Source organism: Variovorax sp. PBL-E5 (assembly GCF_901827185.1).
Lineage (GTDB): Bacteria > Pseudomonadota > Gammaproteobacteria > Burkholderiales > Burkholderiaceae_C > Variovorax.
In genome coordinates this window covers 2,754,236-2,778,583 of sequence record NZ_LR594671.1, presented here as the reverse complement: position 1 = coordinate 2,778,583, position 24,348 = coordinate 2,754,236, and the positions used below count along the sequence as shown (strand labels likewise).

Here is a 24,348-nt window from a genome sequence, read left to right as displayed (position 1 = left end):
ATCGACTCGGTCAGGCCGCGCCGGGGTCGTGCAGCAGCACCGTGCGGATCGAGTCGAAGTTGCAGGCCACCACGGTCGGGATGCCCTTGGCGGTGCGGTACTTCAGATCGTCGGCACTGAAGAACTCGTAGCACAAGCCCGAGGTGTGCAGCATCAGGTCGTTGATGGTGACGGGCCGCTTCGGGGGGCGGGTACGGGGCTGGCCTGCCGCGTCGAAGCCGTCCAGCACCTGGAGCTGGTCGATCTCGGGGACGTATTTGCTTGCCCGCGGGCTCGTCCAGCCGGATGCGCCCTTCTTCGACCAACTGCATCACGCAGGTGCCCGTCAATGCCTTCGTGGTCGAGAAGATCGCGAACACCGAGTCGGTGGTCATCGGCCGATCCTGGCCGAGCTCGCGGGTGCCGGCGGCGCCTTCGTAGAAGTTGGCGTTGCGGTCGCTGACCATGGCCACCACGCCAGGGGCGCCACCGTGGCGCTGGGTGGTCTGGGCGAGAACAGCGTCCAGCGCGGGCCTGATCGTGGAATTCGTCATCTGTGGTCTCCTGTGAATCGCGTTGAGCCAGTCGGGTCGATTCCAAGGGGGCCGCTGGCGTGGCGAATCTAGGCCGCCGCGCCGCAAAGAGCTGTCCGGATCTGGCGAGCCGCTGTCTCGCGCTGGCAGGAAATGGCGCGATCGCGGCCGCGCTCAACGCCGCAGCGCAGGCGCGTCGCCGTCGCGCGCGGTCGCGGCGTCGGCTGCCAGCAGGTCCATCAGGTCGCGCGCGAAGGCGGGCAGCGAGGCGAGGCTGCGCACGCAGATCTTCAGTTCGCGCAGTGCCCATTCGTCCCGCAGCGGCACCGCGCGGATGTCGAGCCGCTGCGCATGGCGCATCGCCACCGCGTGCGGCATCACGCCGACGCCGGTGGCCGCCTCGATCATCCGGCAGGCCGATTCGAAGTTGCCGACCTGGATGCGCAGCGGAAAAGGGCGGTTGAGCGCTTCGCAGATCCGCCGCAGGAAGCCGTGGATGGCCGCGCCCTCGTGCAGGCCGATGTGCTGCAGCTCCAGCGTCTCCTCGAAGTACACGCCCTGCGAATCCGCCAGCGCATGGCCGGCCGGCACGACCAGCACGAGCCGGTCGGTGCGAAAGGGGATCACATGCAGCTTTTCCGTGCGCACGTCGCCGGCGACGATGCCGATGTCGGTCTGGCCTTCGCCCACCGCCTTGACCACGTCGTGGCTCAGGTGTTCCTTGAGGTCGATGTTGATGTCGGGATGGGTGCGCAGGTAGGTGCGCAGCACCGCCGGCAGGAACTCCATGGCGGTGGTGTTGGCGAAGACCCGCAGGTGCCCCTTCACGCCCTTTGCATACTCCAGCATGTCGCCGCGCAGATGGTCGACCTGGCCGCGCAGCAGCCTGGCGTGGTGCACCAGCGCATCGCCGGGCGGCGTGAGCGTCACGCCCTGGCTCGTGCGGTAGAACAGCTTGACGCCGAAGCTCTCCTCCAGGTTCTTGATCCGCGTGCTGGCGGCTGGAACGGAGATGTGCAGGGCCTGGGCGCCCTTCGTGAGGCTGCCGGTTTCGGCAATGTGGACGATCAGCTGCAGGTCGACCAGATCAAAATGCATCGGCATGGGACGAACTGTAGCCGGCGCGTGGATCCGCCTAGCACAGCGACCCGTCCTGCGCTGCGCAACGTCCATTGCCTCGTTGGCGACAATCGGGGCATGACTTCCTCGCGTTTCTTCAGGATCGCGCTCGTGCTGGGCCTGTTGTCGGCCGTCGGGCCGTTCGCGATCGACATGTATCTGCCGGCGCTGCCGGAGATCGGCAGCAGCCTCGGTGCGGCGATCGGTCCGGTGCAGATGAGCCTGACGGCCTTCTTCCTCTCGCTCGGCGTGGGCCAGCTGCTCTACGGTCCGGTGTCGGACATGGTGGGGCGCAAGCCGCCGCTGTATTTCGGGCTCGGGCTGTTCGCGCTGGCCAGCGTCGGCTGCGCGCTGGCGACCGACATCCACATGCTGATCGCGCTGCGCTTCGTGCAGGGCCTGGGCGCAGCCGCCGGCATGGCGATCCCGCGCGCGGTGGTGCGCGACCTCCACACCGGCAACGACGCGGCGCGGCTGATGTCGCTGCTGATGCTGGTGTTCAGCGTCTCGCCGATCCTGGCGCCCCTGGTCGGCAGCGCGGTGATCGCCTTCACCGGATGGCGCGGCGTGTTCTGGGCGGTGACGCTGGCCGCAGGCGCGGGCCTGCTGGCGACCGGCGCCTTCCTGAAGGAGACACGGCCGGTGCAGGAGCGGGTCGAAAGCAGCCTCGGCAGCGCGGTCAGGGCCTACGGCCTGCTGCTGCGCGATGGGCACTACCTCGGGCTGGTGTTCATCGGCGCCTTCGCGATGGCCGGCTTCTTCACCTACCTGGCGAATTCGTCCTTCGTGATGATCGACCACTACGGCCTGTCGCCGACGCTCTACAGCCTGGCCTTCGGCGTCAACGCCGCGGCCTTCATCGGCGCCTCGCAGTTCAACGGCGCCTTGGGCGAGCGCTTCGGCCTGGTGCGGCTGGTCAAGTTCAGCGTCGGCGCCTGCGGCCTGGTGATGCTGGCGATGTTCGGCTATTTCGCCAGCGGTGGCGATCAGCTGGAGGTGCTGATCGTGCTGTACTTCATCGCCAGCGCGTTCATGGGCTTCGTCATTCCGACCACGTCGGTGCTGGCCCTGGAACAGCACGGCGCCATCGCAGGCACGGCGTCGGCGCTGCTCGGCACGCTGCAGATGCTGACGGGCGCGCTGGTGATGGCGGTGGTCGGCCTCTTCACCGATGGCCGCCCGCTGCCGATGGTGGCGGGCATGACGGCCGGTGCGCTGATCTCGGTGCTCCTGGTCTGGCTCACGCTGGGCGGTCCGCGAACGGCCGCACGCCGGGCCGCGGAGGCGAGCCGGTGAAGCCGGCATTGGGCCCGTCGACCGACGGCCTGCCGCTGCCGCAGCGCTGGCACGCGATGCTGGTGATCATCCTGGGCATCGCGATCGCGGTGCTCGACGGCACCATCGTCAACCTCGCGTTGCCGGGCATCGCGCACGAGCTCCATGCGGACGCCTCGCATTCGATCTGGGTCGTCAACGCCTACCAGATCGCCACGCTGGTCATGCTGCTGCCGCTGGCCTCGCTCGGCGACCTGATGGGCTATCGGCGCGTGTACCTGGTGGGCATGGCGCTCTTCACGCTGTCGTCGCTCGGCGCCACGCTGGCGGATTCGCTCGGCACGCTGATCGCGGCGCGCGCGATCCAGGGCTTGGGCGCGGCCGGCATCATGAGCGTCAACGCGGCGATGGTGCGGCTGATCTACCCGTCCTCGCAGCTCGGGCGCGGCATGGCGATCAATTCGATGGTGGTGGCAACGGCCTCGGTGGCCGGGCCGTCGGTGGCGGCCTCGATCCTGTCGGTGGCCTCGTGGCCATGGCTGTTCGCGGTCAACGTGCCGTTGGGCGCGCTGGTGATGGTGCTGGGCTGGCGTTCGCTGCCCGTCAATCGCGTGGCCGCCGCGGCGGGCTCGCGTTTCTCGGTCACCGACGTGGTGCTCAACATGCTGATGTTCTCGCTGATCTTCGTCGGCGCCGACCGGCTGGGCGTGCACAGCGCGTCGGCCCAGGGCGGCGGCGATGCGCTGGCATGGGCACTGCTGCTCGCGGGCGTGGCGGTCGGCTTCTTCTACCTGCGGCGCCAGAGCCGGCTCGCATTGCCGCTGTTTCCGGTCGACCTGCTGCGCATCCCGGTGTTCGCGCTCTCGATGGGCACCTCGGTCGGCGCGTTCTGTGCGCAGATGCTGTCTTTCATCGCGTTGCCTTTCCTGCTGCTCGAGACCTACGGGCGTTCGCACTTCGCGGCCGGTCTGCTGATCACCGCATGGCCGCTGGCGATCGTCGTGATGGCGCCGATCGCGGGCCGCCTGATCGGGCGCTATCCCGACGGCCTGCTGGGCGGCGTCGGGCTGGCGATGCTGGCCACCGGCCTGACGCTGCTCGCGGCGCTGCCGGCGCATCCGAGCGACCTCGACATCGTCTGGCGCATGGTGTTGTGCGGCCTGGGCTTCGGCCTGTTCCAGTCGCCCAACAACCACACCATCGTGAGCTCGCCGCCGCCGCATCGCAGCGGTGCGGCGAGCGGCATGCTCGGCACCGCGCGACTCACGGGGCAGACGCTCGGCGCGGTGATGATCGCCTGCATCTTCAGCCTCTGGCATTCCGCCGACGGCAAGGGGCCGGTGGTGGCGCTCGGGCTGGCGGCCTGCTGTGCGGCCGTGGCCGCAGTGTTCAGCACGCTGCGTACGCGCGCGCCGGCCGCACGGCACGCCTGAACCGTGCTCGGCCGCTCTGTGCCGACAGGCATTGCGGGCGATGCGGGTTGGCGTCCATACTGGGGCGATGAGCCAGATCGGCAAACCACCGGGGGACGACGCGCTGATCCGCCACGGCTGCGAAGCCGTCACCTGTCCGCCGGCCTCCAGGCCCTGGGTGCTGACCGCGGCCATTCTCGGATCGAGCATGGCCTTCATCGACGGCACGGTGGTCAACGTGGCGCTGCCCGCCATCCAGCATGCGCTGCATGCCACGGCCTTCCAGGCGCAGTGGGTGGTGGAGTCCTATGCGCTCTTCCTCGCCGCGCTGCTCCTGGTCGGCGGTTCGCTGGGAGATCATTTCGGGCGGCGCCGGATCTTCGCCCTCGGCATCGGCATCTTCGCGCTGGCTTCCGTCGGCTGTGCGCTCGCGGCCTCGGTGCAGCAACTGATCGCGGCGCGCGCGGTGCAGGGCGTCGGCGGCGCCTTGCTGGTGCCCGGCAGCCTGGCGCTGATCAGCGCCTCGTTCCCCGAAAAGGAGCGCGGGCGCGCCATCGGCACCTGGTCGGGATTCAGCGGCATCACGGCGGCGATCGGGCCGGTGCTCGGCGGCTACCTGGTCGACCACTATTCCTGGGCCTGGGCATTCCTGATCAATGTGCCGATGGCGATCGCTGTTCTGGCGATCGCGTGGCGCCACGTGCCCGAGAGCCGCGGCGGCCCGGCGGCCTCCGGTGCGCTGGACCTCTGGGGCGCGGTCCTCGCGACGCTCGCATTGGGCGGCATCGTCTACGCGTTCATCGAAGCACCCACGCAAGGATGGACCTCGCCGGCCGTGCTCGCGGCGCTGATCGCAGGCGTGGCGGGCAGCGTGGCGTTCGTCGCGGTCGAATTGCGCGTGCGCTCCCCGATGCTGCCGCTGGCGCTGCTGCGCATCGGCAATTTCGGTGGCGCCAACCTGCTGACGCTCTTGCTGTATGCGGCGCTCGGCGGCAGCCTGTACTTCTTCCCGCTGAACCTGATCCAGGTGCAGGGCTACTCGGCCACCGTGGCCGGCGCCGCGCTGCTGCCTTTCATCCTGATCCTGTTCGCGCTGTCGGGCTGGGCCGGGCAACTGGTCGACCGCTTCGGGCCGCGCCTGCCGCTGGTGATCGGGCCGGCCATCGCAGCGGCGGGTTTCGCGCTGTTCGCGGTGCCGGGTGTCGGCGCCAGCTACTGGACGGCGTTCTTTCCGGCGGTGGTGGTGCTCGGCCTCGGCATGGCGGTGACGGTCGCGCCGCTCACGACGACGGTGATGAATGCGGTCGGGCCGGATCGCGCGGGCATTGCGTCGGGCGTCAACAACGCGGTGTCGCGCACGGCCTCGGTGCTGGCCATCGCGGTCTTCGGTGTCGTGATGGCCTGGGCCTTCGACGCAGCGCTGGCCGATGGCCTGCACGCGGCAGGCGCATCGACCGAGGCCAGTGCCTTTCTGGAAGGCCAGCGAAGCAGGCTCGCGGGTGCCGAATTGCCGCCGGGACTCGATGCGGCGGCAGCGGCCGCGTTGCGCAAGATCGTCGCCGAGTCCTTTGTCGCCGGTTTTCGCTGGGTGATGCTGCTCGGTGCCGGCCTGGCGCTTCTGAGCGCGCTGAGCGCGTGGATGCTGATCGAGAAACGGCCGGCGGCGGGGCAGGGCGAGCAGGGCTTGCCGGAATCTCGCTGAGCGCCGGCCCTGCGCGCGGCGATCAACGCAGCAGATGGCTGTCGGGCTCCTGCCGCAGCCGGGAAGGAGAAAGCTTCTCGCGCTTGTTCCAGTTCGCGCGGAACGCCTGCACGCTGCTGAAGCCGCAGCGCTCCACCACGTTCTCCAGCGTCAATCCGGAATCGAGCAGCAGGCGGCGCGCGAGTTCCATGCGCATCTCGATCTGGTAGCGCTTGATGCTGATGCCCGTCTCGGCAGAGAACAGGCGCGAGAGATGCCGCACGCTCAAGCCGAAGCGCTGCGCCAGGATCTCGCAGCCGTCGTTCGATGCGAGACCCTTGCCGATGGCATCCTGGACCGAATGCACGAGCTGGTTGCCATGAGACCGGTAGCGAAAGGGCACGTTGAGTTCCGGGTCGCTGCCGAAACGGCGGAAGTGAACCACGTTCTCGCGCGCCACCTGGACGGCAGCGTCGTCGCCGTAGGCATGGGCGATCACGTGCAGGGCCAGGTCCACGCCCGATGCCACGCCGGCCGAGGTCCACACGTCGCGGTCGCGAACGAGCACCCGGTTGTCGACGACATGCGCGTCGGGACACCAATGGCGCAGCTTGCGCACGAATCGATGGTGTGTCGTGCAGACGCGGCCGCTGAGCAGTCCGGCCTGCGCGAGCAGAAAGGTGCCGGTGCACACGCCGCACAATTGCAGCGCCGGAGATCCGCTGGTCCTCACGCTGCGCAACCAGGCGACGGCCTCGGCCCACGGGGCCGACTGCATCAGCGTCTCGTCGAGCTTGCTGCCGATCACGAACAGCACGTCGCCATCGGCGAGCCGCGGCGGCAGCGCGCCGATGTCCGACAGCATGACTTTCTGGAAAGTGCGCAGCGTCGTTCGCGGGCCGACGCATTCCACGGGCACCTTCGCAATGCCGAGTTCCTTCAGTGTCGTAATGATCTGCAGCGGGCCTGCCAGGTCGAGCAGGTGCGCATTGGCAACGACGAGGAAGAAGACTCTCCTCAACGTTCCCGGACCTCCAAAATCGGATGAGAACGCATAAGTGCCTATGACGGGTTTCTTGCCTGACATTTGTTCGCTCCCTTTTTTTCCAGTATAGAAAGAGAAAACGCAGTGAGGCAATGGGATGTCTGAATATTTGCTATTTCGATCCGCTTATTTGCTCGAAACGATGGGCGCAAATCGTTAAATTCCATGGCATGTCACACATCTCAGGCCGCGCCGCGGTCGCTTCATGATCGAGCTCGACGTCACTGCCCATTGGGTCACGCTGTTCGATGACGAGGTCGCCGCGGCGCTCGTTTCACTGGTCGATTGCGCGGTCGACGATGGCGGCACACTCGGCTATTCGGAGCCGTTGACACCCGACGAAGCGGCAAGCTTCGTCGCCAACCTGCGCCGCCGTGTGGAAGCCGGCGAGGCGCATGTCCTGCTGGGCCGCGTCTGTGGCGTTCCCGCCATGATGGCGGTGCTTGCATTGAACGGAATGCACAACTGCCGCCATCGCGCCGAGATCTGCAAGGGGATCGTGCATCCGTCGTTTCGGGGCCGTCGACTCGTCGAGATGGCGCTGAAGCAACTCGTGAAGCGCGCCGAGTCGCTTGGCATCGAGCAGCTGATTCTGGATGTCCGGGAAGGCAGCCGCGCGCATGCGCTGTGGAAGCGATTCGGCTTCTCTACTTACGGCGTGCTGCACGACTATGCGCGCATCGATGGGCGTACCTATCGCGGCCATTTCATGGTCCAGGCGGTCGGATCCCTGCGCACACGCCTCGGCTTGGACACACACACACCCACTGGATCAATGAAACGGAGAACCTCCATGCTTGAAAGAACGGCATTCAAGAGCGAACTGAAGCACCTGCTTCAAACCCACCTGACGCTTTCGCATCCCATCTTCCTGGAGCTGTTCGATCCCAGGCGACCGAACCTGGAGTTGTTGCGCAAGGTGGCGTTGCAGGGATACCAGTTGACCAAGCACTTCCTGGGCTATGTCGAACACCTGTACTTCCATTGCCCGCTGCCGAGGTTCAAGCGCGCGCTTCTGATCAATGTCTACGAGGAAGAGACCGGGCGCCTCTCCCGGACGGGCAATCACGTTGCGCTGATGCAGAACTTCATTGCCGCACTCGGCGTTTCCGATGCTGCGCGCGAGGCGGCGCAGCCACTGCCGGCGACCCGCGAACTCATCGAATATCGGCTGGCTGCGGTCAGGGACCCGGGCCGCTATCACGTCGGCGCTGCCGCGGTGATGATCGCGAGCGAGGGACAGAACCTCGAGACGCGTGCCGGCGAGCCGCGTCACGAGCTGCTTGCCAAGGCCTACGGATTGAGCCCGTTCGACCTGCAGTTCTTTTCCGTGCATCAGCAGGAAGATGTCGGGCACGTCGAGCAGGGACTGAGTCTGGTGGCCGAGCTGTGCACGACGCGCGCCATGCAGGACGAGGCACGCGATGCAGTCGACCATACCTGCCGGCTCTTCCATGCGATGTACGAGAACATGCACGTCGAATTCTGCCGCCCTGCGGCCCGCGCGATGGCGGTCTGACCATGCAGTCCCCGACCCTTCAACGCGCGATGGTCTACCGGCTGGTGGCGCTCGGCTTTCTGGTGATGTTCCTTTCGACCAGCATCAAGAGCGTCTACCAGGTCTACTTCAGCCAGCTCGCCGTGCACTTCGGCACGGGGCGAGCCGATCTGGCCTGGTCCGGTTCGTTGTTCATGCTTGTCACGGGCCTGATGTCGCCGCTCTGCGGTGCGCTCTGCGAGCGTGCCGGACCGCTGCGCACATTGCTCGCCGGCGCCTTGGCCGGTGGCGCCGCGCTCATCGGCATGGCCCTGGTGCCGCAATCGCTGACGGCATTCGTGCTGATCTATGGCATCGGGGCGGCCTTCGCGCTCGCGGCGATGACCTACGTCCCGATGGGCATGCTGGTCGATCGTCTGTTCGAACAAAGGAAGAAGGGATTGGCCTATGCCATCGTCACCAACGGGACCGCGGTCGGCTTCATCGTGCTGTCGCCGTTCTGGATCTGGCTGCAGCCGAAAGTCGACTGGACGACAGCCTTCCTCGTGACAGGGCTCGTGCTTGCGGGCCCGGTCGCTGCGCTCGTGGCGTGGGCGTCGAAAGCTGCCGCGGCATCGGGTCTCGCTCAGCCGGAACGCCGTTCCACCTCGGAGTCGGGCGCATGGCGGCAAGTCTGCTCGGATCCGGGCTTCTATGCGCTGGCCCTGGGGTTCCTGGGTTGTGGTGCCACGATGGCCTTCATCGACGTGCACCTCGTGCCTTACTGGCAGGACGCCGGCACGCCGCGCGCGCAGATGGGATTGAGCATGAGCTTGCTGGGCGTGCTCGAGCTCGCCAGTGGTCTTGCCACCGGCTGGCTGGCGATGTGCTGCAGCAAGCGCGTGCTGCTCGGCGCCTTCTATGCCTTGCGTTCGCTGGCGATGCTCATGCTTCTGAGTGGCGTGCCCGTTGTCCACACCATGGGTTTCGCCGCCGTCTTCGGCGCCAGCTATCTCGGCACGGTGGTGCTGACCTCCATGTATTGCTTCGAGCGCTACGGCCCGCAGGTCAAGGGCCGGGTGTTCGGGGTGCTGTTCCTGGTGCATCAGCTCGGCGCATTCGCGTCGGTGCAATTCGGTGCCTGGTGCTATGACCTCACCGGCAGCTACCGGCTCTCCATCCTGCTGCTGGCGAGCCTGACCGTCCTCGCCGCGATCGCCAGCTGGATCGGCCTGCGCCATCCGTCGCGAGACCTGGGGCGCGACACGGCGCTCGTTGCAAGTGCTTGATGCGCAGGGGCAGCCGCTGATGCAGGCCCGCGACGCAACCCGCGCCGTTCACGTCGGACAGCATCAGGACCTGTCCGATGCCCATTGCGAACCCATTGCACTCACTTCCTCCTACGTGTTCGCGTCCGCCGCCGATGCTGCGGGCAAGTTCAGCGGCGCGGTGCCTGGCAACGTGTATTCGCGCTTCACGAATCCCACGGTCCGCGCTTTCGAGCAACGGCTCGCCTCGCTGGAGGAGGCCGAAGACTGCGCCGCCTTCGCGTCTGGCATGGCGGCCATCGTGGCCATCGCGCATGCCTGCCTGGCGGCGGGCAGCAACGTGGTCTGTTCGCGCGACGTGTTCGGCACCACGCTGACCGCCTTTCGCCGCTACTTCGGCAAGCTCGGCATCGAGCTGCGCGCCGTCGGCCTGACGCAGTTGCACAGCTGGCATTCCGCCATCGACGAGCGCACGCGGCTCGTGTTTCTCGAAACGCCCTCCAACCCGTTGCAGCAGGTCGCCGACATCGGCGCGATCGCCGCCATCGCGCATGCGGCCGGCGCATGGGTCGTCGTAGACAACACGATGCTGACCCCGGTCTGCCAGAAGCCGCTGCGCTTCGGTGCCGATATCGTCGTTCACTCCGCCGGCAAGTACATCGACGGGCAGGGGCGGTCGATCGGCGGCGCGGCGCTGGGCAGCGAGCGGCTGATGGGCGAACTGCGCGGCGTGCTGCGCACGCTCGGATCCAGCCTCGGCCCGATGAACGCGTGGTTGCTGCTCAAGAGCATCGAGACGCTCGCACTGCGCGTGCATGCGATCAACCAGACGGCCGGTCGGCTGGCCTGCTGGCTGGCAACCCATCCGAAGGTTGCCAAGGTGCACTACACGGGCCTGCCGGGCCATGCGCAACGCGCCCTCGTGCAACGTCAGCAGACGGGTTGCGGCGGGGTGCTGGGCTTCGAGATCGCCGGTGGCCGCGAAGCTGCATGGCAGCTGATCGATGCGCTGCGGCTGGTGTCGATCGCAACCAACATGGGCGATACGCGCAGCATGGTGACGCATCCGGCCACGACCACGCATGGCAGGCTCACCCCCGAAGAACGCCAGCTCTGCGGCATCACCAGTGGGCTGGTGCGCCTGTCGGTCGGCCTGGAGCACCAGGACGACCTGCTGGCGGACCTCGACCAGGCACTGTCCACGCTGCCGGACTTCGATGCCGCGGCACGCGCGGCCGACGATCTCTCCACAGCGCACGCGCCATGCAGACCGCATTGAAGCTGCTGTTCTTCGCCTGCGTCGCCGCGCCGATGATCGCAGCCATCGGGCATTCATCGCGGAGGATGGCCCTCGGGATCTGCGGCATCGCGTTGATGCTGTTCGTCCTTGCCCAGACGCGGGTCGACCCGCTCGCCGTCGGCTCGCTGCAGGTCGACGAGGCGCTGTTTCGCGGCTTCTGCGGGATTGGCCTACGCCCTTCGCGTTAGCGCGCATGGCCGATAGCCAAAAGTGCCGGCCGCCATCCACACTGCGCGTCGATGGACCGTTCACCCGGGCGGTCGATCCCGGAGGAATGGCAATGACCCAAGGTGGCTGGCGCGCGGCAAGGCTGTTGCCGCTTCTCGCATGCATGATCTTCGCGGTGGGTTCCAGAGCGCAGCAGCCCGGCGAAGTGCTCGACGAGGCCAAGCTGGCCGGCCGCGACGCGGCGTCGTTCACGCAGGCCTCGGAAGACTACTTCCACGACATGGATGGCGGCGTGGCACTCACGCAGGAAGAGATCAGGGGCCGCAACATGTGGCTGGTCTGGAGCGGCGGCAACGACCGCTTCTGGAACCAGATGACCGACTACACCTTCGGCGCCTTCGATCTGCTGAAGATCATCAGCTCGCACCCGAGCCTCGGCTATTCGAGGACCAACCGCTGGGACTATTTCGGCCTCGTGAACGAGCCTTGCTTCGAAAAGTCGACCGGCCCCGACAAGGCGCGCCGCGGCCTTTGGCTGGACGTGCGCAGCAAGAACTGCCCGGCCGATCCGTTCGAGAACGAAGGCAAGTACCCCGGCGTCGCGGTCGGCTCGCGCGGCAAGCCCCTGGGCGACGGCACCACGCAGCCCATCGGATCCTTCTACGGCTGGGGCACGGGCATTGCCGGCCTGCGCCTCTTTCCCAATCCGGACTTCGACGCGAAGGCGGCCAAGGCCTGGGACGCCGACAGGTACTACACCGACCCCAGCTACTACAACCGCAAGGACCTGGTGCGTCCTTACCGCGTCGGCATGTCCTGCGGCTTCTGCCACCTGGGGCCGAGTCCGGTGAATCCGCCGGCCGATCCCGCGAACCCGAAGTTCGCCAACCTCAGCTCGTCGGTGGGCGCGCAATACATGTGGGTCGACCGGCTCTTCATCTTCAATTCGAACAAGCCCGAAGGCCGCCGGAACTACATGTACCAGCTCGCCCACACCTACCGGCCGGGCACCATGGACACCTCGCTGGTCTCCACCGACAGCATCAACAATCCGCGCACCATGAACGCGGTCTACGAGTTCGTCGGCCGCATGGGCATGGCCAAGCGGATCGGCCAGGAGAAACTGGGCGGCGGCGAGCTCGACAACAAGCAGTTCAACGACTATCTCACCAGCGGGCCGCTGCTCGAATTCTTCTCCAAGGCCGACGGCACGGTCCACACGCCCCATGTGCTGAAGGACGGCGCCGATTCGGTCGGCCTGCTGGGCGCGCTCAACCGCGTCTACCTGAACATCGGCCTCTTCAGCGAGGAGTGGCTGCTGCATTTCAATCCGGTGATCGGTGGCAAGACCATCACGCCGATCAAGATCGCGTCGGCGCAGAAGAACTCGGTCTACTGGCAGGCGACCGAAGCCGGCACGCCCGACACCGCGCTGTTCTTCCTGAAGGCAGCCCAGCCCGATCGATTGAAGGATGCGCCCGGCGGCAGCAAGTACCTGAATGCGGACTCGGCCACGCTCGACCGCGGCAAGGTGGTCTTCGCCGACACCTGCGCACGCTGTCATTCGAGCAAGGGCCCGCCGCCGCCGCAGGCGCTCGATCTGCGTCCCGAGAAGTGCGCCGGTCCCGGCTACGTCGACTGCTTCAAGCGCTACTGGGGCTGGACGCAGACCGATGAATTCAAGGCCCAGATGCGCAAGGTCGTGCAGGCGCCGGACTTCCTGCAGGGCAACTACCTGTCGAGCGACGCACGCATCCCCGTGACGCTGCTGCGCACCAACATCTGCAGCCCGCTCGCGACCAATGCGCTGGCCGGCAACATCTGGGACAACTTCTCGTCCGACACCTACAAGAGCCTGCCGTCGGTCGGCACCGTCACGCTGAGCGATCCGTTCACCGGTGCGCCGCGGTCCTACGTCATGCCGGCCGGCGGGCGCGGCTACACGCGCGTGCCTTCGCTCATCAGCCTGTGGTCGACCGCGCCTTTCCTGCTCAACAACACGGTCGGCAAGTTCGACGGCAATCCCTCGGTCGAATCCCGCATGAAGGTGTTCGACGATGCGATCACGCAGATGCTGTGGCCCGAGAAGCGCGAGCAGGACGCGGTGCTGGGCGACAAGGTCGGCGGCACCATCGACCGCACGACCGAGCGCAGCGCGATCATCATCGCGCCCGGCTTCCTGCCCGAACCGCTGCAGCCGCTGCAGGGCGCGCTGCATCGCTGGCTGCCATGGCTGGTCGGCCGCGGCGACGATGTCACGCTCGGCCCGATTCCGCAGGGCGTGCCGATCGGCCTGCTCGCCAATCTCAAGCTGCGCGCCGAAAGCGACGATCTCGGCGACAAGGCCCAGCAGGTGCGCGACGCGGGCGACCTGCTGCTCAAGCTCAAGCTCGCGCTCGCCAGCGCGCCAGCCAATGCCACCGACGCCGAGCTGCGCCAGCATTTCGCGTCGCTCAGGGAGCCGATGCTGAAGCTCAGCAAGTGCCCCGACCTGGTGGTCAACCGCGGGCACTACTTCGGCACCGCGCAGTTCAACCGGCAGGAGGATCTGAGCGCCGACGAAAAGGCCTTCGGCCGCGAGCCGGAGCTGAGCGACGACGACAAGCGCGCGCTGATCGCCTTCCTCAAGACCTTTTGACCTCGACCTCCGACGCACCGATGGCCGGCGCCGACGCGCCCCGGTGGGACTACGTGATCGTCGGCTCGGGCGCGGGCGGCGGCACGCTGGCGGCGCGGCTGGTCGAATCGGGCATGCGGGTGCTGCTGCTCGAGGCCGGCGGCGATCCGCGCGCCGGCGGCGGGCGCCTGCCCGATGACTACGACGTGCCGGCCTTTCATCCCTTCGCCTGCGAGGACGCGGCGATGCGCTGGGACTTCCATGTCCGCCACTACGCCGACGAGGCGCAGCAGTCCAAGGATTGGAAATACCAGGCGGGGCAGGGCGTGCTGTACCCGCGGGCCGCGACGCTGGGCGGCTGCACCTCGCACAACGCGATGATCTTCATGCTGCCGCACGACAGCGACTGGGACCACATCGCTCAGCTTACCGGCGACCGTTCGTGGGTGGCTTCGCAGATGCGCCGCTATGCGCATCGCGTCGAGGACTGCCGGCATCGGCCGCTGTGGCGTCTGCTGCGCCATGTCGGACTCGATCCCACCGGTCACGGCTGGAACGGCTGGCTGCGCACCGAGAAGGCCATGCCACTGTCGGTGCTGGGCGACGAGGGCCTGCTGCGTCTGCTGATCGACAGTGCCGGCGCCTTCACGCACGGGTTGCCGGCGCCGCTGCGCAGCGCCTTGCGCTGGGTGCGCGGTGGCCTCGGCGATCCCAATGCGCGGCGCTTTCGGCCCGGCAGCTTCGAGGGCCTGTGCTACACGCCGCTCGCCACGTCCTCGCACCAGCGCACCGGCGTGCGGGAGCGCCTGCTGGCAGTGGCCGCGGCGCATCCGGGCCGGCTGCAGATCGAACTCAATGCGTTGGCGACGCGCGTGCTCTTCGATGCCGACGGCGCGGCCTGCGGTGTCGAATACCTGAAAGGCGCGCACCTCTACAAGGCCCATGCCGTGCCCAGCGAGAAGCCGGGCGATCGGTGCACGGCACGCGCGCGGCGCGAGGTCGTGCTGTGCGGCGGCGCGTTCAATACGCCGCAGTTGCTGATGCTGTCCGGCATCGGTGCGGCCGCGGAATTGCAGGCGCATGGTATCGCATTGCGCGCCGACCTGCCGGGTGTCGGCCGCAACCTGCAGGACCGCTACGAGGTCGCCGTGACGCACCGCATGCGCGAGCCCTGGCGGGTGCTGAAGGGCGCCCGCTTCGATCGCGACGACACGCTCTGGCGCCGATGGCAGCTGGAGCGCGAGGGCATGTACGCATCGAACGGCGCCGCGCTCGGCGTGGTCAGCCGCTCCGACGGCGCGCAGCAGCAGGGGCACGATCCGGACCTCTTCTGCATGGCGCTGCTGGCGCGCTTCGAAGGCTACTTCCCCGGCTTCTCGGCACGCATCCGCGACCAGGCCGACCAGATGACCTGGGCCGTGCTGAAGGCCCACACGCGCAACCGCGCCGGCACCGTGCGCCTGCGCTCGGCCGATCCGCGCGACATGCCGCGGGTCGACTTCCACTACTTCGAGGAGGGCGACGACCAGGCCGGCGAGGACCTGCGCGCCGTGGTGCAGGCAATCCGCCAGGTGCGCGCCATGACGGCGCCGCTGATCGCCAGCGGCTGGATCGCCGAGGAACTCGCGCCGGGCGCCGAGGTGCAGAGCGACGGGGCGCTGGCCGACTATGTGCGCCACACGGCCTGGGGGCATCACGCCTCGTGCTCGTGCCCGATCGGGCCGCCAGGGCAGGGCGGCGTGCTCGACAGCGCCTTCATCGTGCACGGCGTGCCGCGGCTGCGCGTCGTCGATGCCTCGGTATTTCCGCGCATTCCCGGATTCTTCGTCGCCGGTGCGATCTACATGGTGGCCGAGAAGGCCGCCGATGCCTTGCTGCACACGGCGTCGAAGACACCACTTTCGGCAAATTGACGCCCCCTTGCCAGGGGCAGACACTTTGCCGGCAACGAGGTTTCACCAGAGGAGAACGTGCATGGCCTACGACGTACAACAACTGCTCGACATGTCGCAGCAGCAACTCGACGACCTGTTCCGTGCCAGCCCGCCGGGCGACATCCCCTCCGGCGAGGCCGACGGCACCGCCATCATCGCGCCCGGCACGCGCTACACGCTGTCGATCGCGAAGACGATCAGCTACTTCGGCTGGCAGGGCAAGGTGTTCGATGCGGAGAACGGCGTGCTGAAGAACAAGGTCACACCCTTCGGCGTCAAGGCCATCGTGGCCAAGGTCTACAAGGGCGACAGCTGGCTCGACGGCAGGGAGTGCATCGTGCTGGACTATTCCGAGACCTCGCTGGTCGCGCACTGGATCCGCGACGAGATCCGCCTGATCTCCCCGAACTTCTACCTGGGCAAGGTCTACTGGGGCAAGGAACGGCTGATCGACTTCTGCCTCCAGTTCTGATGCGGTGACGCCCCAATCCCACTTCACGGTGGCCGCGCCGATCGCCCCGGGCCGCGAACCCGGCCTCAGGGCGATGCTCGACACGATGAACACCGAACCCGGCGTGGTCGACGCCGCGAATGCGCTGCTGCCTTTCGCTGCCTTCGAGCGGCTGCACTTCGCGCGCTTCGCGATCCTCGACGACATGACCATGGGCGACCTCGAAGTGTTCGGCCTGCTGCGTCCCGTGCTGCCGCGGTACCTGTCGTTCATGGGCGATTGCGATGGCCCGGCACGCGCGCAGCTGACCGAGCTGGTGCAGCGTGCGGGCGAGGGGCTGCGCCGGATCTTCTCCCACTGCGAAGGCTTCGATGCGGCAGGCGATCTGCTCGGCTGGCTCATGGCGCACGACCTGCCCGTGGCGACCCGCTATGTCAACTGGATCGGCCGCACGGTGCTGCAGGTGCACGAGGAGGCCGCGTTGCAGCGCGCGCTGTCTTCGCGGGTGCCGCGGCCTGCGACGGGTGCCGCGCAGGCCGATCCGCAGGCCACGCGCAACGCGCTGGTCGCCTTCGTGCGCGCCGAACAGGCCGCCGGCCGCCTCGCGCTCACGCCACCCGAGCCGACGCCGCCGGGATGGCAACTGCGCAACCTGCTGCACCTGATCGGCATCCCGGCGATCGGGCTCGTGCTGGTCGTGCTCGCGATCGTGCTGCTGCCGCTGGCGATCGTGCTGGCGGTATGGGCTGCCGTGACGCTTCGCCGCCACGAGCGAAGCGATCCGGAATACTGCCCGCGTCCCGACGCGGCGGCCGTGCTCGCGATGCAGCAGCTCGAGGACCATGACCTCAGCAACAGCTTCACGGCCGTGGGCGCCGTCAAGCCCGGCCGCTTTCGGCGCGCGCTGGTGCAACTCGTCCTGGTGCTGATCGACTATGCCGCGCGCCATCTCTTCGCACGCGGCCATCTCGCGCGCGTGCAGACCATCCATTTCGCACGCTGGGTCTTCCTCGACGACAGGACGCGGATGGTGTTCGCGAGCAGCTACGACGGCAGCCACGAGAGCTATATGGATGACTTCATCAACAAGGCGGGCTGGGGCCTCAACCTGGTCTTCAGCAACGGCTTCGGCTGGCCGCGCACCGCATGGCTGATCAAGCAGGGCGCCCGCCACGAGCTGCGCTTCAAGCACTACCAGCGGCGGCACCAGGTGCCGACCCAGGTCTGGTACAAGGCCTACCCCGGGTTGACGCTGACCGATCTCGACCGCAACCGGCGCATTCGCGACGGGCTGGAGCGGCCCGCGATGAGCGATGCAGAAACGCTCGAATGGCTGGGGCTGCTATGAGCGCGAGCACGAGGCGATCGGTCGAGTACGAGGACATCCAAGGCCTGGTGCGCTTCGGCTACGGCAAGCTCACCGAAGCCTGCTTCCTGCTGCTGCGCATCAAGGACCCAGCGGCTGCGTGCGTCTGGCTTGCGGGCGCGCCGGTTGCCAATGCGGTCGCTTGCGAACATGCGCCCGAGACCGCGATGCAGATCGCCTTCACCAGCGAAGGCCTGCGTGTGCTCGGCGTGGCCGAGGACATCGTGCAAGGCTTTTCGCCGGAATTCATTGCCGGCATGAACGGTGACCCGAGCCGCGCACGCCGGCTCGGCGACCTCGGCCCGAATGCGCCTGCCGAATGGGCATGGGGCGGTGCGCCGCAGCGCCTGCCGCATGTGCTGGTGATGCTCTATGCGATGCCGCACAGGCTGCAGCCGTGGCAGGACGACGTGTGCGCTGCGCTTGCCGCCGGCTTCGACCGGATCGACTGCCTCACGACCTCCGACATGAAAGGCTTCGAGCCCTTCGGTTTTGCCGACGGCATTTCGGAACCCATGCTCGACTGGAAGCGCACGCGCGAGGCGCGTGACCAGGAGCTGCTGACCTACACCAACCTGTCTTGCCTCGGCGAATTCCTGCTCGGCTACCCGAACGAATACGGCGAGTACACCGATCGTCCGCTGCTCGATGCCGAACGCGATCCGCGGGCGATGCTCGCGCGTGCGGAAGACGACGCCGGCAAGGCCGACCTCGGGCGCAACGGCAGCTACCTGATCGTGCGCACGCTGCGCCAGGATGTCGGCCGCTTCTGGCGCTTTCTCGACGCACAGGCCGGCGGCGATGCAGCGCGACGCGTGCAGCTGGCCCAGGCGATGGTCGGCCGCACGATGGACGGCGCGCCGCTCGTCGACTTCGCCGACAAGCGCATCGACGGCGAAGACGAACTGCGCAACACCTTCACCTACGACAAGGATCCGTCGGGATTGCGCTGTCCGTTCGGCGCCCACATCCGCCGCAGCAACCCGCGCAATGCCGATCTGCCGCCGGGCGATGAGGGCTTCATCTCGTGGGCCCGGCGCACGCTGGGATTCGACGCCGATGCGCTCGCCCGTGACCTGATCGCTTCGACACGTTTCCACCGCGTGTTGCGCCGCGGACGCGAATACGGCAAGGCGATGTCGATGGGCGAGGCGCTGGGCGGCGCGGCGGAAGGCGAAGACACGGGACTGCACTTCATCTGCCTGGGTGCCAACATCGCGCGCCAGTTCGAATTCGTGCAGGGCGCATGGCTCGCCGGCATCCGCTTCGACGGCGCACGCGACGAGAGCGATCCATTGATCGCCACCCATCTGCCGCGGCCCGACGGCACGCGCACCGACGCCTTCTCGATGCCCACGGCCTCGGGACCCGACGAGCGGATCGCGGGCCTGCCCCAGTTCGTCACCGTGCGGGGCGGCGCCTATTTCTTCCTGCCCGGCCTGCGTGCGCTGCGCTATCTGTCGAAGGTCCAGCCATGACGAATTCCAATGTCAGCCGTCCCGCGCCGAGGGCCAACACAGGCTCGGTGCTGCGCAACTTCATCAGCGACTCGGGCATGGCGCTGCTGCGCCTGGAGCGGCGCTTCGATCCCTTCGTGCGGCCGGCCTTCGACGCGCTGCTGCGCGATCCCCTGGCGCGCTTCACGACGGCGCTCATCAACAGCAAGCGAAAGGACGAAGGCCTCGGCATCGCCGAGGAAAGGCTGATGCCCGACGAGGAGAGCTTCACCGACTCGATCGTGCAGAGCTTCACGCGCCAGATGAGCGACCTCTGGAAGCCCGGCGGCTTCGAGCGCGGCGGCAACACCAAGACGCAGGGCATCGTGCGCGGCGAGTTCATCGTGCACGACGGCATCCCCGAACCGATGCGCCGCGGCATCTATGCGCAGCCGCAGACCTTTCGCGCCTGGGTGCGCTTCTCGGGCCCCGGTCCCTACATCACGCCCGACATCGACGACGTCGGCTTCATGAGCATCAGCATCAAGCTGATGGGCGTGCCGGGGCCGAAGCTGATGGACGACGAGCAGCACACGCTGGACATGTTCGGCGTCTCCACGCCGACCTTCGTGACGCCCGATGCCAGGGCGAATGCGGCGCTGCAGATCGAAAGCGTGAAGAACGCGCAGATCTTCTACTTCGTCAACCTGCACGATTCGCACGTGCTCGACCTGGTCATGCAGTCGCTCTTCATCAAGACGCAGAGCAGTCCCTTCGAAGCGCCTTACTTCAGCTGCGTGCCTTACCTGATGGGGGAGGGCCAGGCGATGCAGTACTCGGTGTGGCCGAGGTCGACGAAGCGCACGCCGATACCGCGGCTGCCCTTGCGCCCGCCGGACGACTACCTGCGCCAGGCGATGGTCGCCTCGCTGGCCGAAGGGGATGTCGAGTTCGACATCCGCCTGCAGATGCAGACCCATCCGCACCTCATGCCGATCGAGAACGCCGGGGTGCTGTGGCCCGAGAAGCTGTCGCCGCGCGTCACGGTGGCCACGCTGCGCCTGCCGCGTCAGACCTTCGATTCACCGCTGCAGATGGACTTCGCCAAGCGGCTGTCGTACAACCCGTGGCACACCATCGCCGAACACCGGCCGCTCGGCAACCAGAGCCGGGCGCGCAAGCGCATGTACTGGGAGCTGTCGAAGCTGCGGCATTCGATGAATGCGGTACCGCACTACGAGCCGACGGGCGACGAAGTGTTCGAATAGATGGAACCTCGGCAGCGGACCCCTGTCGAAGCCGCGAGAGGTGCATCGAATGAAAAAGCGCTGGATTGCCATGGCCGTGGTGGTTTATTGCGGAGCGGCCGTGATCGGCGCGGAAATTGCATCGGTGGTCATGAGCCCCGGATCTTCGGCCGCACCGGTCGCAAACGCTGCCCCGCAAGCCGCGCCGGCGGCCCCGGTCGTTGCGGCGGCCCCGGCCGCCGCGCCGGCCAACTTCAGGAAGATCGAATGGGATGCGCTGGTGCCCAAGGACTGGGATCCCCAGAAGCGCTTCCAGAATGCCGACCTGAATGCGTTGAGCGACTCGGATCCCAAGGCGAAGAAGCTGCTCGCGGACCTGCGGGCGGTCTGGGACAGTGCGCCGACGGTCAGCGCCCTGGAAGGCGCGGCGGTCAAGTTGCCCGGCTACGTGGTTCCGCTGGAGGAAGTCGACGGCAAGCTGAAGGAATTCCTGCTGGTGCCGTACTTCGGCGCCTGCATCCACACGCCGCCGCCGCCGGCCAACCAGATCGTCCACGTGATCACTGCCAAGCCTGAAGAAGGACTTCATGCCATGGACACCGTCTGGGTCAGCGGAACGATGCAGAGCGTCCGCTCCAATTCCGAGATGGGTGTCAGCGGCTACCGGATGGCCGAGGCCACGGTCGAACCCTACACAGCCCCCAAGCCGCAATGAACGTGGTCAGTTGGAGGTCAAGGTCGGCGGGTTACAAGCGCGAGGGGTGCCGTGGATCGGCACCGTCACACCGGGAGGGCCACCATGCCGGCCGATTGCCGAATCGTGCTCGTTCTTCTGCTCGCGGCGCTGGCGCCGCTGCAAGCCAATGCCGCGCTGGGCGGCCTCGTCTCGTCCGTCGAAGCCGACCAGATCCACATGCATGCCGCGCGCAAGGTGACGGCCGCAGGGGCCTACACCGTGCACGAGATCACGCTGCCCTCGGGAACCGCGGTCCGTGAGTTCGTGTCGTCCGCCACCGGGCAAGTGTTTGCGGTGGCATGGCACGGGCCCTTCATGCCCGACCTGAAGCAAGTCCTGGGCGATCAGTTCGATACTTTCGTCCAGGCCGCGGGCAGCGCCGGGCTTCGGCGCAGCAATGTGCTGGTCAACCGGCCCGGACTGGTGGTGCATTCGGGCGGACACATGCGCGCGTTTTTCGGCAAGGCCTATCTGCCCGGCCAGTTGCCGGCGGGAGTTCATGTTGAAGACATTCGCTGACCGCATCGGCCTTCGACGCCTGCGGGCCGCGCTCGCGGCCGGCCTTTGCGTTCTTGCCACGGGATGCGGCGGTGGGGGCGGTGGCGGCGGTGCGCTGCCGGTCCTTCCCGCCATCACGGGCACGACCACGGCGGCCGGCACCACCACGTCCGGCAGCACGACGGCGAGCACGTCGGGCTCCAACGTGGCCGCCATCAGCGTGGACGTCGGCCCAGCCGGCACGGCCAGCACGGTCAACTTCCCCTTTGTCAGCGTCAAGGTGTGCGCGCCCGGCAGCACCACCGTCTGTCAGACCATCGACCACATCATCCTGGATACCGGGTCGAGCGGACTGCGCCTCCTGGCCTCGGCCCTGAACATCCGCACCGGGCTGACGCCGCAGATCGACGGCTCGAGCGTGCCCTACGCGGAATGCGTGCAGTTCGTCAGCAGCTATGCCTGGGGCTCGGTCAGGCTGGCCGACGTCAGTCTGGCGGGCGAGACGGCGCCCTCGGTGCCGGTGCAGATCATCGGCGACCCCGACTTCGGCGTGGTGCCGTCGTCCTGCTCGACCAGCGGCGCGCAGGCCGACACGGTCGCGAGCTTCGGCGGCAACGGTCTGCTGGGTGTGAGCGTGTTCCGGCAGGACTGCGGCAGCGCCTGCGTCGGCAATGCCATCCCCGGCACCTACTACGTGTGCCCATCCGCAGCGTCATGCACTTCATCGACCATCACGCTCGCGCGGCAGGTCGCCAATCCGGTGGCGCTGCTTGCGTCCGACAACAACGGCGTGCTGATCCAGCTTCCGGCGATCGCCGCCGCCGGTGCCAAGGCCGTGGCCGGCTCCCTGGTGCTCGGCATCGGCACGCGCAGCAACAACGCACTGGGCAGCGCGCAGATCTACGGCCTGGACCGCTTCGGCAATTTCAGCACCACCTTCAACGGGCACGCCTACGCGCAGAGCTTCATCGACAGCGGCTCGAATTTCTTCTTCTTCGATTCGAGCACGCTGCCGGGGTGTACCAACGCGGGCGAAGCGGGTCTTTATTGCCCGACTGCCGCGCAGTCGCTGAGCGCGGTCAACCAGGGCACCAACGGCACCAACGGCACGGTGAACTTCAGCATCGGCAACGCCCAGGCGCTGCTCGCCGGCAATCCCACCGCGACGGCATTCGACAACATCGGCGGCAACATCCCGGGGATCGACGGCTTCGACTGGGGCCTGTCCTTCTTCTTCGGACGCAACGTGTTCACGGCGCTGGAAGGCGCCTCGACCGCCGGCGGGACCGGGCCCTACGTCGCGTACTGAGCGCTCCTCAGATCAGCCTGCGGATCGCCTTCTTGCGCCACACGAAGCGGTAGTAGCAGGCCTGCAGCGTCAGCATCGAGATGAAGGCCGCCGGGTAGGCGATCCAGATGCCGTTGAGGCCGATGCGATGGCTGAACCACCACGCCACCGGCACCTCGATCAGCGCGATGCAGAAGATCGAGATCGAGGTCGGCACCAGCACCGAACCGCTGGCGCGCATGATCCCCGACAACGCCGAGCCCATGCCGAAGATCACCGTGCTCCACAGCATGATGTGCAGCAGCGTCTGCGCGACCTCGATCACCGGATCGCTGGTGATGAAGAAGCCCATCAGCGAACGCGAGAACAGGTAGCCCAGCAGCACCAGCGCACCGGTGAGCACCAGGTTCATCAGCAGCGCCGTGCGCGTGATGGCGCCCAGGCGCTGCACCTGTCCGGCGCCGATGGCCTGCGCACCCAGGATCGAGGCCGTGATCGCGATCGAGATCGCCGGGAACTGCACGTAGGCCACCACCTGGTTCACCGCGCCATAGGCCGCCGTCGCATTGGAGCCGTAGCTGTTGACGAAGGACAGCAGCACGAGTTCGGCCAGCGACACCACGATCATCTGCACGCCGGTGGGCACGCCGACCTTGAGCACCGCCAGCAGCAGCTTTGGCCGCACGCGCAGGTGCCGAACGAAATCGGCATCGGGCGCGAGCGGGCTCTTCTTGCGCCGTAGATGGAAGGCCAGCCAGGTGGTCGCCACCACGAACGCGACCACGGTCGCGCTGGCACCGCTGGCCACGCCGAGCTGCGGCAGGCCGAACCAGCCGCGGATCAGCGCCGGCGTGATGACGACGCCGAGCCCGGTCGAGATCAAGAGCGTGTAGAGCGGCGCCACCGTGTCGCCGACGCCGCGCAGCATCGCGGTCGAAAGCAGGAACACGAACAGGCCCGGCATCGCGATCAGGATGATGCGTGCATAGCGCGTGGCGTCCGGCAGGATGTCGGCCGGCGTGCCCAGCGCGGCCAGCATCGGCTGCGTGAAGGCGCCGCCGAACACCGCCACGCACAGGCCGAACAGCACGCCCACCGTGAGCGTGGTGCCGGCGACCGCGCGCGCCTTGTCGAGTTCGCGCGCGCCCCAGGCCTGGCCGATCAGCACCGACGCACCGGCGCCGAGACCGATGGTGAAGGCGATGAAGAAGAACATCATCGGAAAGAAGCTCGACACCGCCGCCATCGCGCCGACGCCGATCATCTGACCGAGGTAGACGTTGTTGAGCGTGCCCGACAGCGATTGAAGGATGTTGCTCAGCAGCATGGGCGCGAGGAACAGCAGGAAGGTCTGCCATAGCGGCTTGTTGGACGCCATCGCTGCGGCGTGCCGGTTGGCGTTGGCTTGCGGCGCGATCGGCGGTGGCACGGGGTCGGCCACCGTCGCGGGCGGTGCGGCGATCTCGCCGGCGTGCTGGATGTCTTCGGGGTCGAGGGCGGCGTCGGGGGTCAGGGTGG

20 protein-coding genes and 1 pseudogene are annotated in these 24,348 nt (G+C 67.6%); 16 read left to right on the top strand and 5 right to left on the bottom strand.

Going from position 1 to position 24,348, the window contains the following annotated elements; translation table 11 throughout:
- Nucleotides 1-10: 10 nt before the first annotated feature.
- From WDLP6_RS35370 to WDLP6_RS13535, 3 genes and pseudogenes are all read right to left on the bottom strand, one after another.
- Complete coding sequence (locus WDLP6_RS35370) at nt 11-229, bottom strand: hypothetical protein (RefSeq protein WP_269475596.1); 219 nt, start codon at nt 227-229, stop codon at nt 11-13.
- Nucleotides 230-293: 64 nt separating this feature from the next.
- A pseudogene (locus WDLP6_RS35365) lies at nt 294-446 on the bottom strand (serine hydrolase); the annotation flags it as partial.
- Between the two features lie 240 nt (nt 447-686).
- Nucleotides 687-1,616 (bottom strand): LysR family transcriptional regulator, encoded by a 930-nt coding sequence (locus tag WDLP6_RS13535; RefSeq protein ID WP_162592743.1) that lies wholly within the window; start codon nt 1,614-1,616, stop codon nt 687-689.
- Nucleotides 1,617-1,709: 93 nt separating this feature from the next.
- Between WDLP6_RS13535 and WDLP6_RS13530 the strand changes: the two genes are divergently transcribed.
- The 3 genes from WDLP6_RS13530 to WDLP6_RS13520 all read left to right on the top strand — a co-directional run bounded on the left by WDLP6_RS13530 (nt 1,710) and on the right by WDLP6_RS13520 (nt 6,020).
- Nucleotides 1,710-2,927 carry a multidrug effflux MFS transporter gene (locus WDLP6_RS13530; RefSeq protein WP_162592742.1) on the top strand — a complete coding sequence of 406 codons (1,218 nt, stop codon included), beginning with the start codon at nt 1,710-1,712 and terminating at the stop codon, nt 2,925-2,927.
- A gap of 56 nt (nt 2,928-2,983) precedes the next feature.
- Nucleotides 2,984-4,339: an MFS transporter gene (locus tag WDLP6_RS13525; RefSeq protein ID WP_162595088.1), complete on the top strand. Its 1,356-nt coding sequence runs from the start codon at nt 2,984-2,986 to the stop codon at nt 4,337-4,339.
- A gap of 67 nt (nt 4,340-4,406) precedes the next feature.
- Complete coding sequence (locus WDLP6_RS13520; protein ID WP_162592741.1) at nt 4,407-6,020, top strand: MFS transporter; 1,614 nt, start codon at nt 4,407-4,409, stop codon at nt 6,018-6,020.
- Nucleotides 6,021-6,042: 22 nt separating this feature from the next.
- On the opposite strand, the gene WDLP6_RS13515 is transcribed toward WDLP6_RS13520, so the two are convergent.
- On the bottom strand, nt 6,043-7,020 hold the full coding sequence (locus WDLP6_RS13515) for a GlxA family transcriptional regulator (protein ID WP_162592740.1): 978 nt from the start codon (nt 7,018-7,020) through the stop codon (nt 6,043-6,045).
- Between the two features lie 229 nt (nt 7,021-7,249).
- On the opposite strand from WDLP6_RS13515, the gene WDLP6_RS13510 reads away from it, so the two are divergent.
- The 13 genes from WDLP6_RS13510 to WDLP6_RS13450 all read left to right on the top strand — a co-directional run bounded on the left by WDLP6_RS13510 (nt 7,250) and on the right by WDLP6_RS13450 (nt 22,851).
- Nucleotides 7,250-8,563 carry a GNAT family N-acetyltransferase gene (locus WDLP6_RS13510; protein WP_162592739.1) on the top strand — a complete coding sequence of 438 codons (1,314 nt, stop codon included), beginning with the start codon at nt 7,250-7,252 and terminating at the stop codon, nt 8,561-8,563.
- A gap of 2 nt (nt 8,564-8,565) precedes the next feature.
- Complete coding sequence (locus WDLP6_RS13505; protein ID WP_162592738.1) at nt 8,566-9,810, top strand: MFS transporter; 1,245 nt, start codon at nt 8,566-8,568, stop codon at nt 9,808-9,810.
- Between the two features lie 19 nt (nt 9,811-9,829).
- Nucleotides 9,830-11,068, top strand: coding sequence for an O-succinylhomoserine sulfhydrylase (locus tag WDLP6_RS13500; protein WP_162570486.1), 1,239 nt, complete (start codon nt 9,830-9,832; stop codon nt 11,066-11,068).
- Nucleotides 11,053-11,277 (top strand): hypothetical protein, encoded by a 225-nt coding sequence (locus WDLP6_RS13495; RefSeq protein WP_162592737.1) that lies wholly within the window; start codon nt 11,053-11,055, stop codon nt 11,275-11,277. Before WDLP6_RS13500 ends, WDLP6_RS13495 begins: the two co-directional genes overlap by 16 nt.
- Nucleotides 11,278-11,369: 92 nt before the next feature.
- Complete coding sequence (locus tag WDLP6_RS13490) at nt 11,370-13,895, top strand: hypothetical protein (RefSeq protein ID WP_197910161.1); 2,526 nt, start codon at nt 11,370-11,372, stop codon at nt 13,893-13,895.
- Entirely contained in the window at nt 13,892-15,787 is a 1,896-nt protein-coding gene (locus WDLP6_RS13485) for a GMC family oxidoreductase (RefSeq protein WP_232077059.1), read from the top strand. The genes WDLP6_RS13490 and WDLP6_RS13485 overlap by 4 nt, the downstream gene beginning before the upstream one ends.
- Nucleotides 15,788-15,848: 61 nt before the next feature.
- Nucleotides 15,849-16,280 carry a hypothetical protein gene (locus WDLP6_RS13480; RefSeq protein ID WP_162592735.1) on the top strand — a complete coding sequence of 144 codons (432 nt, stop codon included), beginning with the start codon at nt 15,849-15,851 and terminating at the stop codon, nt 16,278-16,280.
- 4 nt (nt 16,281-16,284) lie between these two features.
- A complete protein-coding gene (locus tag WDLP6_RS13475) occupies nt 16,285-17,607 on the top strand; it encodes a hypothetical protein (RefSeq protein WP_162592734.1) in 1,323 nt (440 codons plus the stop codon).
- On the top strand, nt 17,604-19,103 hold the full coding sequence (locus tag WDLP6_RS13470; protein ID WP_162592733.1) for a Dyp-type peroxidase: 1,500 nt from the start codon (nt 17,604-17,606) through the stop codon (nt 19,101-19,103). The genes WDLP6_RS13475 and WDLP6_RS13470 overlap by 4 nt, the downstream gene beginning before the upstream one ends.
- Nucleotides 19,100-20,329, top strand: coding sequence for a hypothetical protein (locus WDLP6_RS13465; protein ID WP_197910160.1), 1,230 nt, complete (start codon nt 19,100-19,102; stop codon nt 20,327-20,329). The genes WDLP6_RS13470 and WDLP6_RS13465 overlap by 4 nt, the downstream gene beginning before the upstream one ends.
- Nucleotides 20,330-20,378: 49 nt before the next feature.
- On the top strand, nt 20,379-21,023 hold the full coding sequence (locus WDLP6_RS13460; protein ID WP_232077058.1) for a DUF3299 domain-containing protein: 645 nt from the start codon (nt 20,379-20,381) through the stop codon (nt 21,021-21,023).
- Nucleotides 21,024-21,107: 84 nt separating this feature from the next.
- Nucleotides 21,108-21,563 (top strand): DUF2844 domain-containing protein, encoded by a 456-nt coding sequence (locus tag WDLP6_RS13455; protein ID WP_162567693.1) that lies wholly within the window; start codon nt 21,108-21,110, stop codon nt 21,561-21,563.
- Nucleotides 21,547-22,851, top strand: a complete 1,305-nt coding sequence (locus WDLP6_RS13450) for a DUF3443 domain-containing protein (RefSeq protein ID WP_232077057.1) — start codon at nt 21,547-21,549, stop codon at nt 22,849-22,851. The genes WDLP6_RS13455 and WDLP6_RS13450 overlap by 17 nt, the downstream gene beginning before the upstream one ends.
- A 7-nt stretch (nt 22,852-22,858) precedes the next feature.
- Here the strand turns inward: WDLP6_RS13450 and WDLP6_RS13445 are convergent, their stop codons facing one another.
- Nucleotides 22,859-24,208, bottom strand: coding sequence for an MATE family efflux transporter (locus WDLP6_RS13445; protein WP_162570482.1), 1,350 nt, complete (start codon nt 24,206-24,208; stop codon nt 22,859-22,861).
- Nucleotides 24,209-24,348 lie beyond the last annotated feature (140 nt).

What these genes read in the sequence shown, in the direction of transcription:
- WDLP6_RS13535 (WP_162592743.1), bottom strand. Translation starts at nt 1,616, where the DNA reads ATGCCGATGCATTTTGATCTGGTCGACCTGCAGCTGATCGTCCACATT.
- WDLP6_RS13530 (WP_162592742.1), top strand. Translation starts at nt 1,710, where the DNA reads ATGACTTCCTCGCGTTTCTTCAGGATCGCGCTCGTGCTGGGCCTGTTG.
- WDLP6_RS13525 (WP_162595088.1), top strand. Translation starts at nt 2,984, where the DNA reads ATGCTGGTGATCATCCTGGGCATCGCGATCGCGGTGCTCGACGGCACC.
- WDLP6_RS13520 (WP_162592741.1), top strand. Translation starts at nt 4,407, where the DNA reads ATGAGCCAGATCGGCAAACCACCGGGGGACGACGCGCTGATCCGCCAC.
- WDLP6_RS13510 (WP_162592739.1), top strand. Translation starts at nt 7,250, where the DNA reads ATGATCGAGCTCGACGTCACTGCCCATTGGGTCACGCTGTTCGATGAC.
- WDLP6_RS13505 (WP_162592738.1), top strand. Translation starts at nt 8,566, where the DNA reads ATGCAGTCCCCGACCCTTCAACGCGCGATGGTCTACCGGCTGGTGGCG.
- WDLP6_RS13500 (WP_162570486.1), top strand. Translation starts at nt 9,830, where the DNA reads ATGCAGGCCCGCGACGCAACCCGCGCCGTTCACGTCGGACAGCATCAG.
- WDLP6_RS13495 (WP_162592737.1), top strand. Translation starts at nt 11,053, where the DNA reads ATGCAGACCGCATTGAAGCTGCTGTTCTTCGCCTGCGTCGCCGCGCCG.
- WDLP6_RS13490 (WP_197910161.1), top strand. Translation starts at nt 11,370, where the DNA reads ATGACCCAAGGTGGCTGGCGCGCGGCAAGGCTGTTGCCGCTTCTCGCA.
- WDLP6_RS13480 (WP_162592735.1), top strand. Translation starts at nt 15,849, where the DNA reads ATGGCCTACGACGTACAACAACTGCTCGACATGTCGCAGCAGCAACTC.
- WDLP6_RS13470 (WP_162592733.1), top strand. Translation starts at nt 17,604, where the DNA reads ATGAGCGCGAGCACGAGGCGATCGGTCGAGTACGAGGACATCCAAGGC.
- WDLP6_RS13465 (WP_197910160.1), top strand. Translation starts at nt 19,100, where the DNA reads ATGACGAATTCCAATGTCAGCCGTCCCGCGCCGAGGGCCAACACAGGC.
- WDLP6_RS13460 (WP_232077058.1), top strand. Translation starts at nt 20,379, where the DNA reads ATGAAAAAGCGCTGGATTGCCATGGCCGTGGTGGTTTATTGCGGAGCG.
- WDLP6_RS13455 (WP_162567693.1), top strand. Translation starts at nt 21,108, where the DNA reads ATGCCGGCCGATTGCCGAATCGTGCTCGTTCTTCTGCTCGCGGCGCTG.
- WDLP6_RS13445 (WP_162570482.1), bottom strand. Translation starts at nt 24,208, where the DNA reads ATGGCGTCCAACAAGCCGCTATGGCAGACCTTCCTGCTGTTCCTCGCG.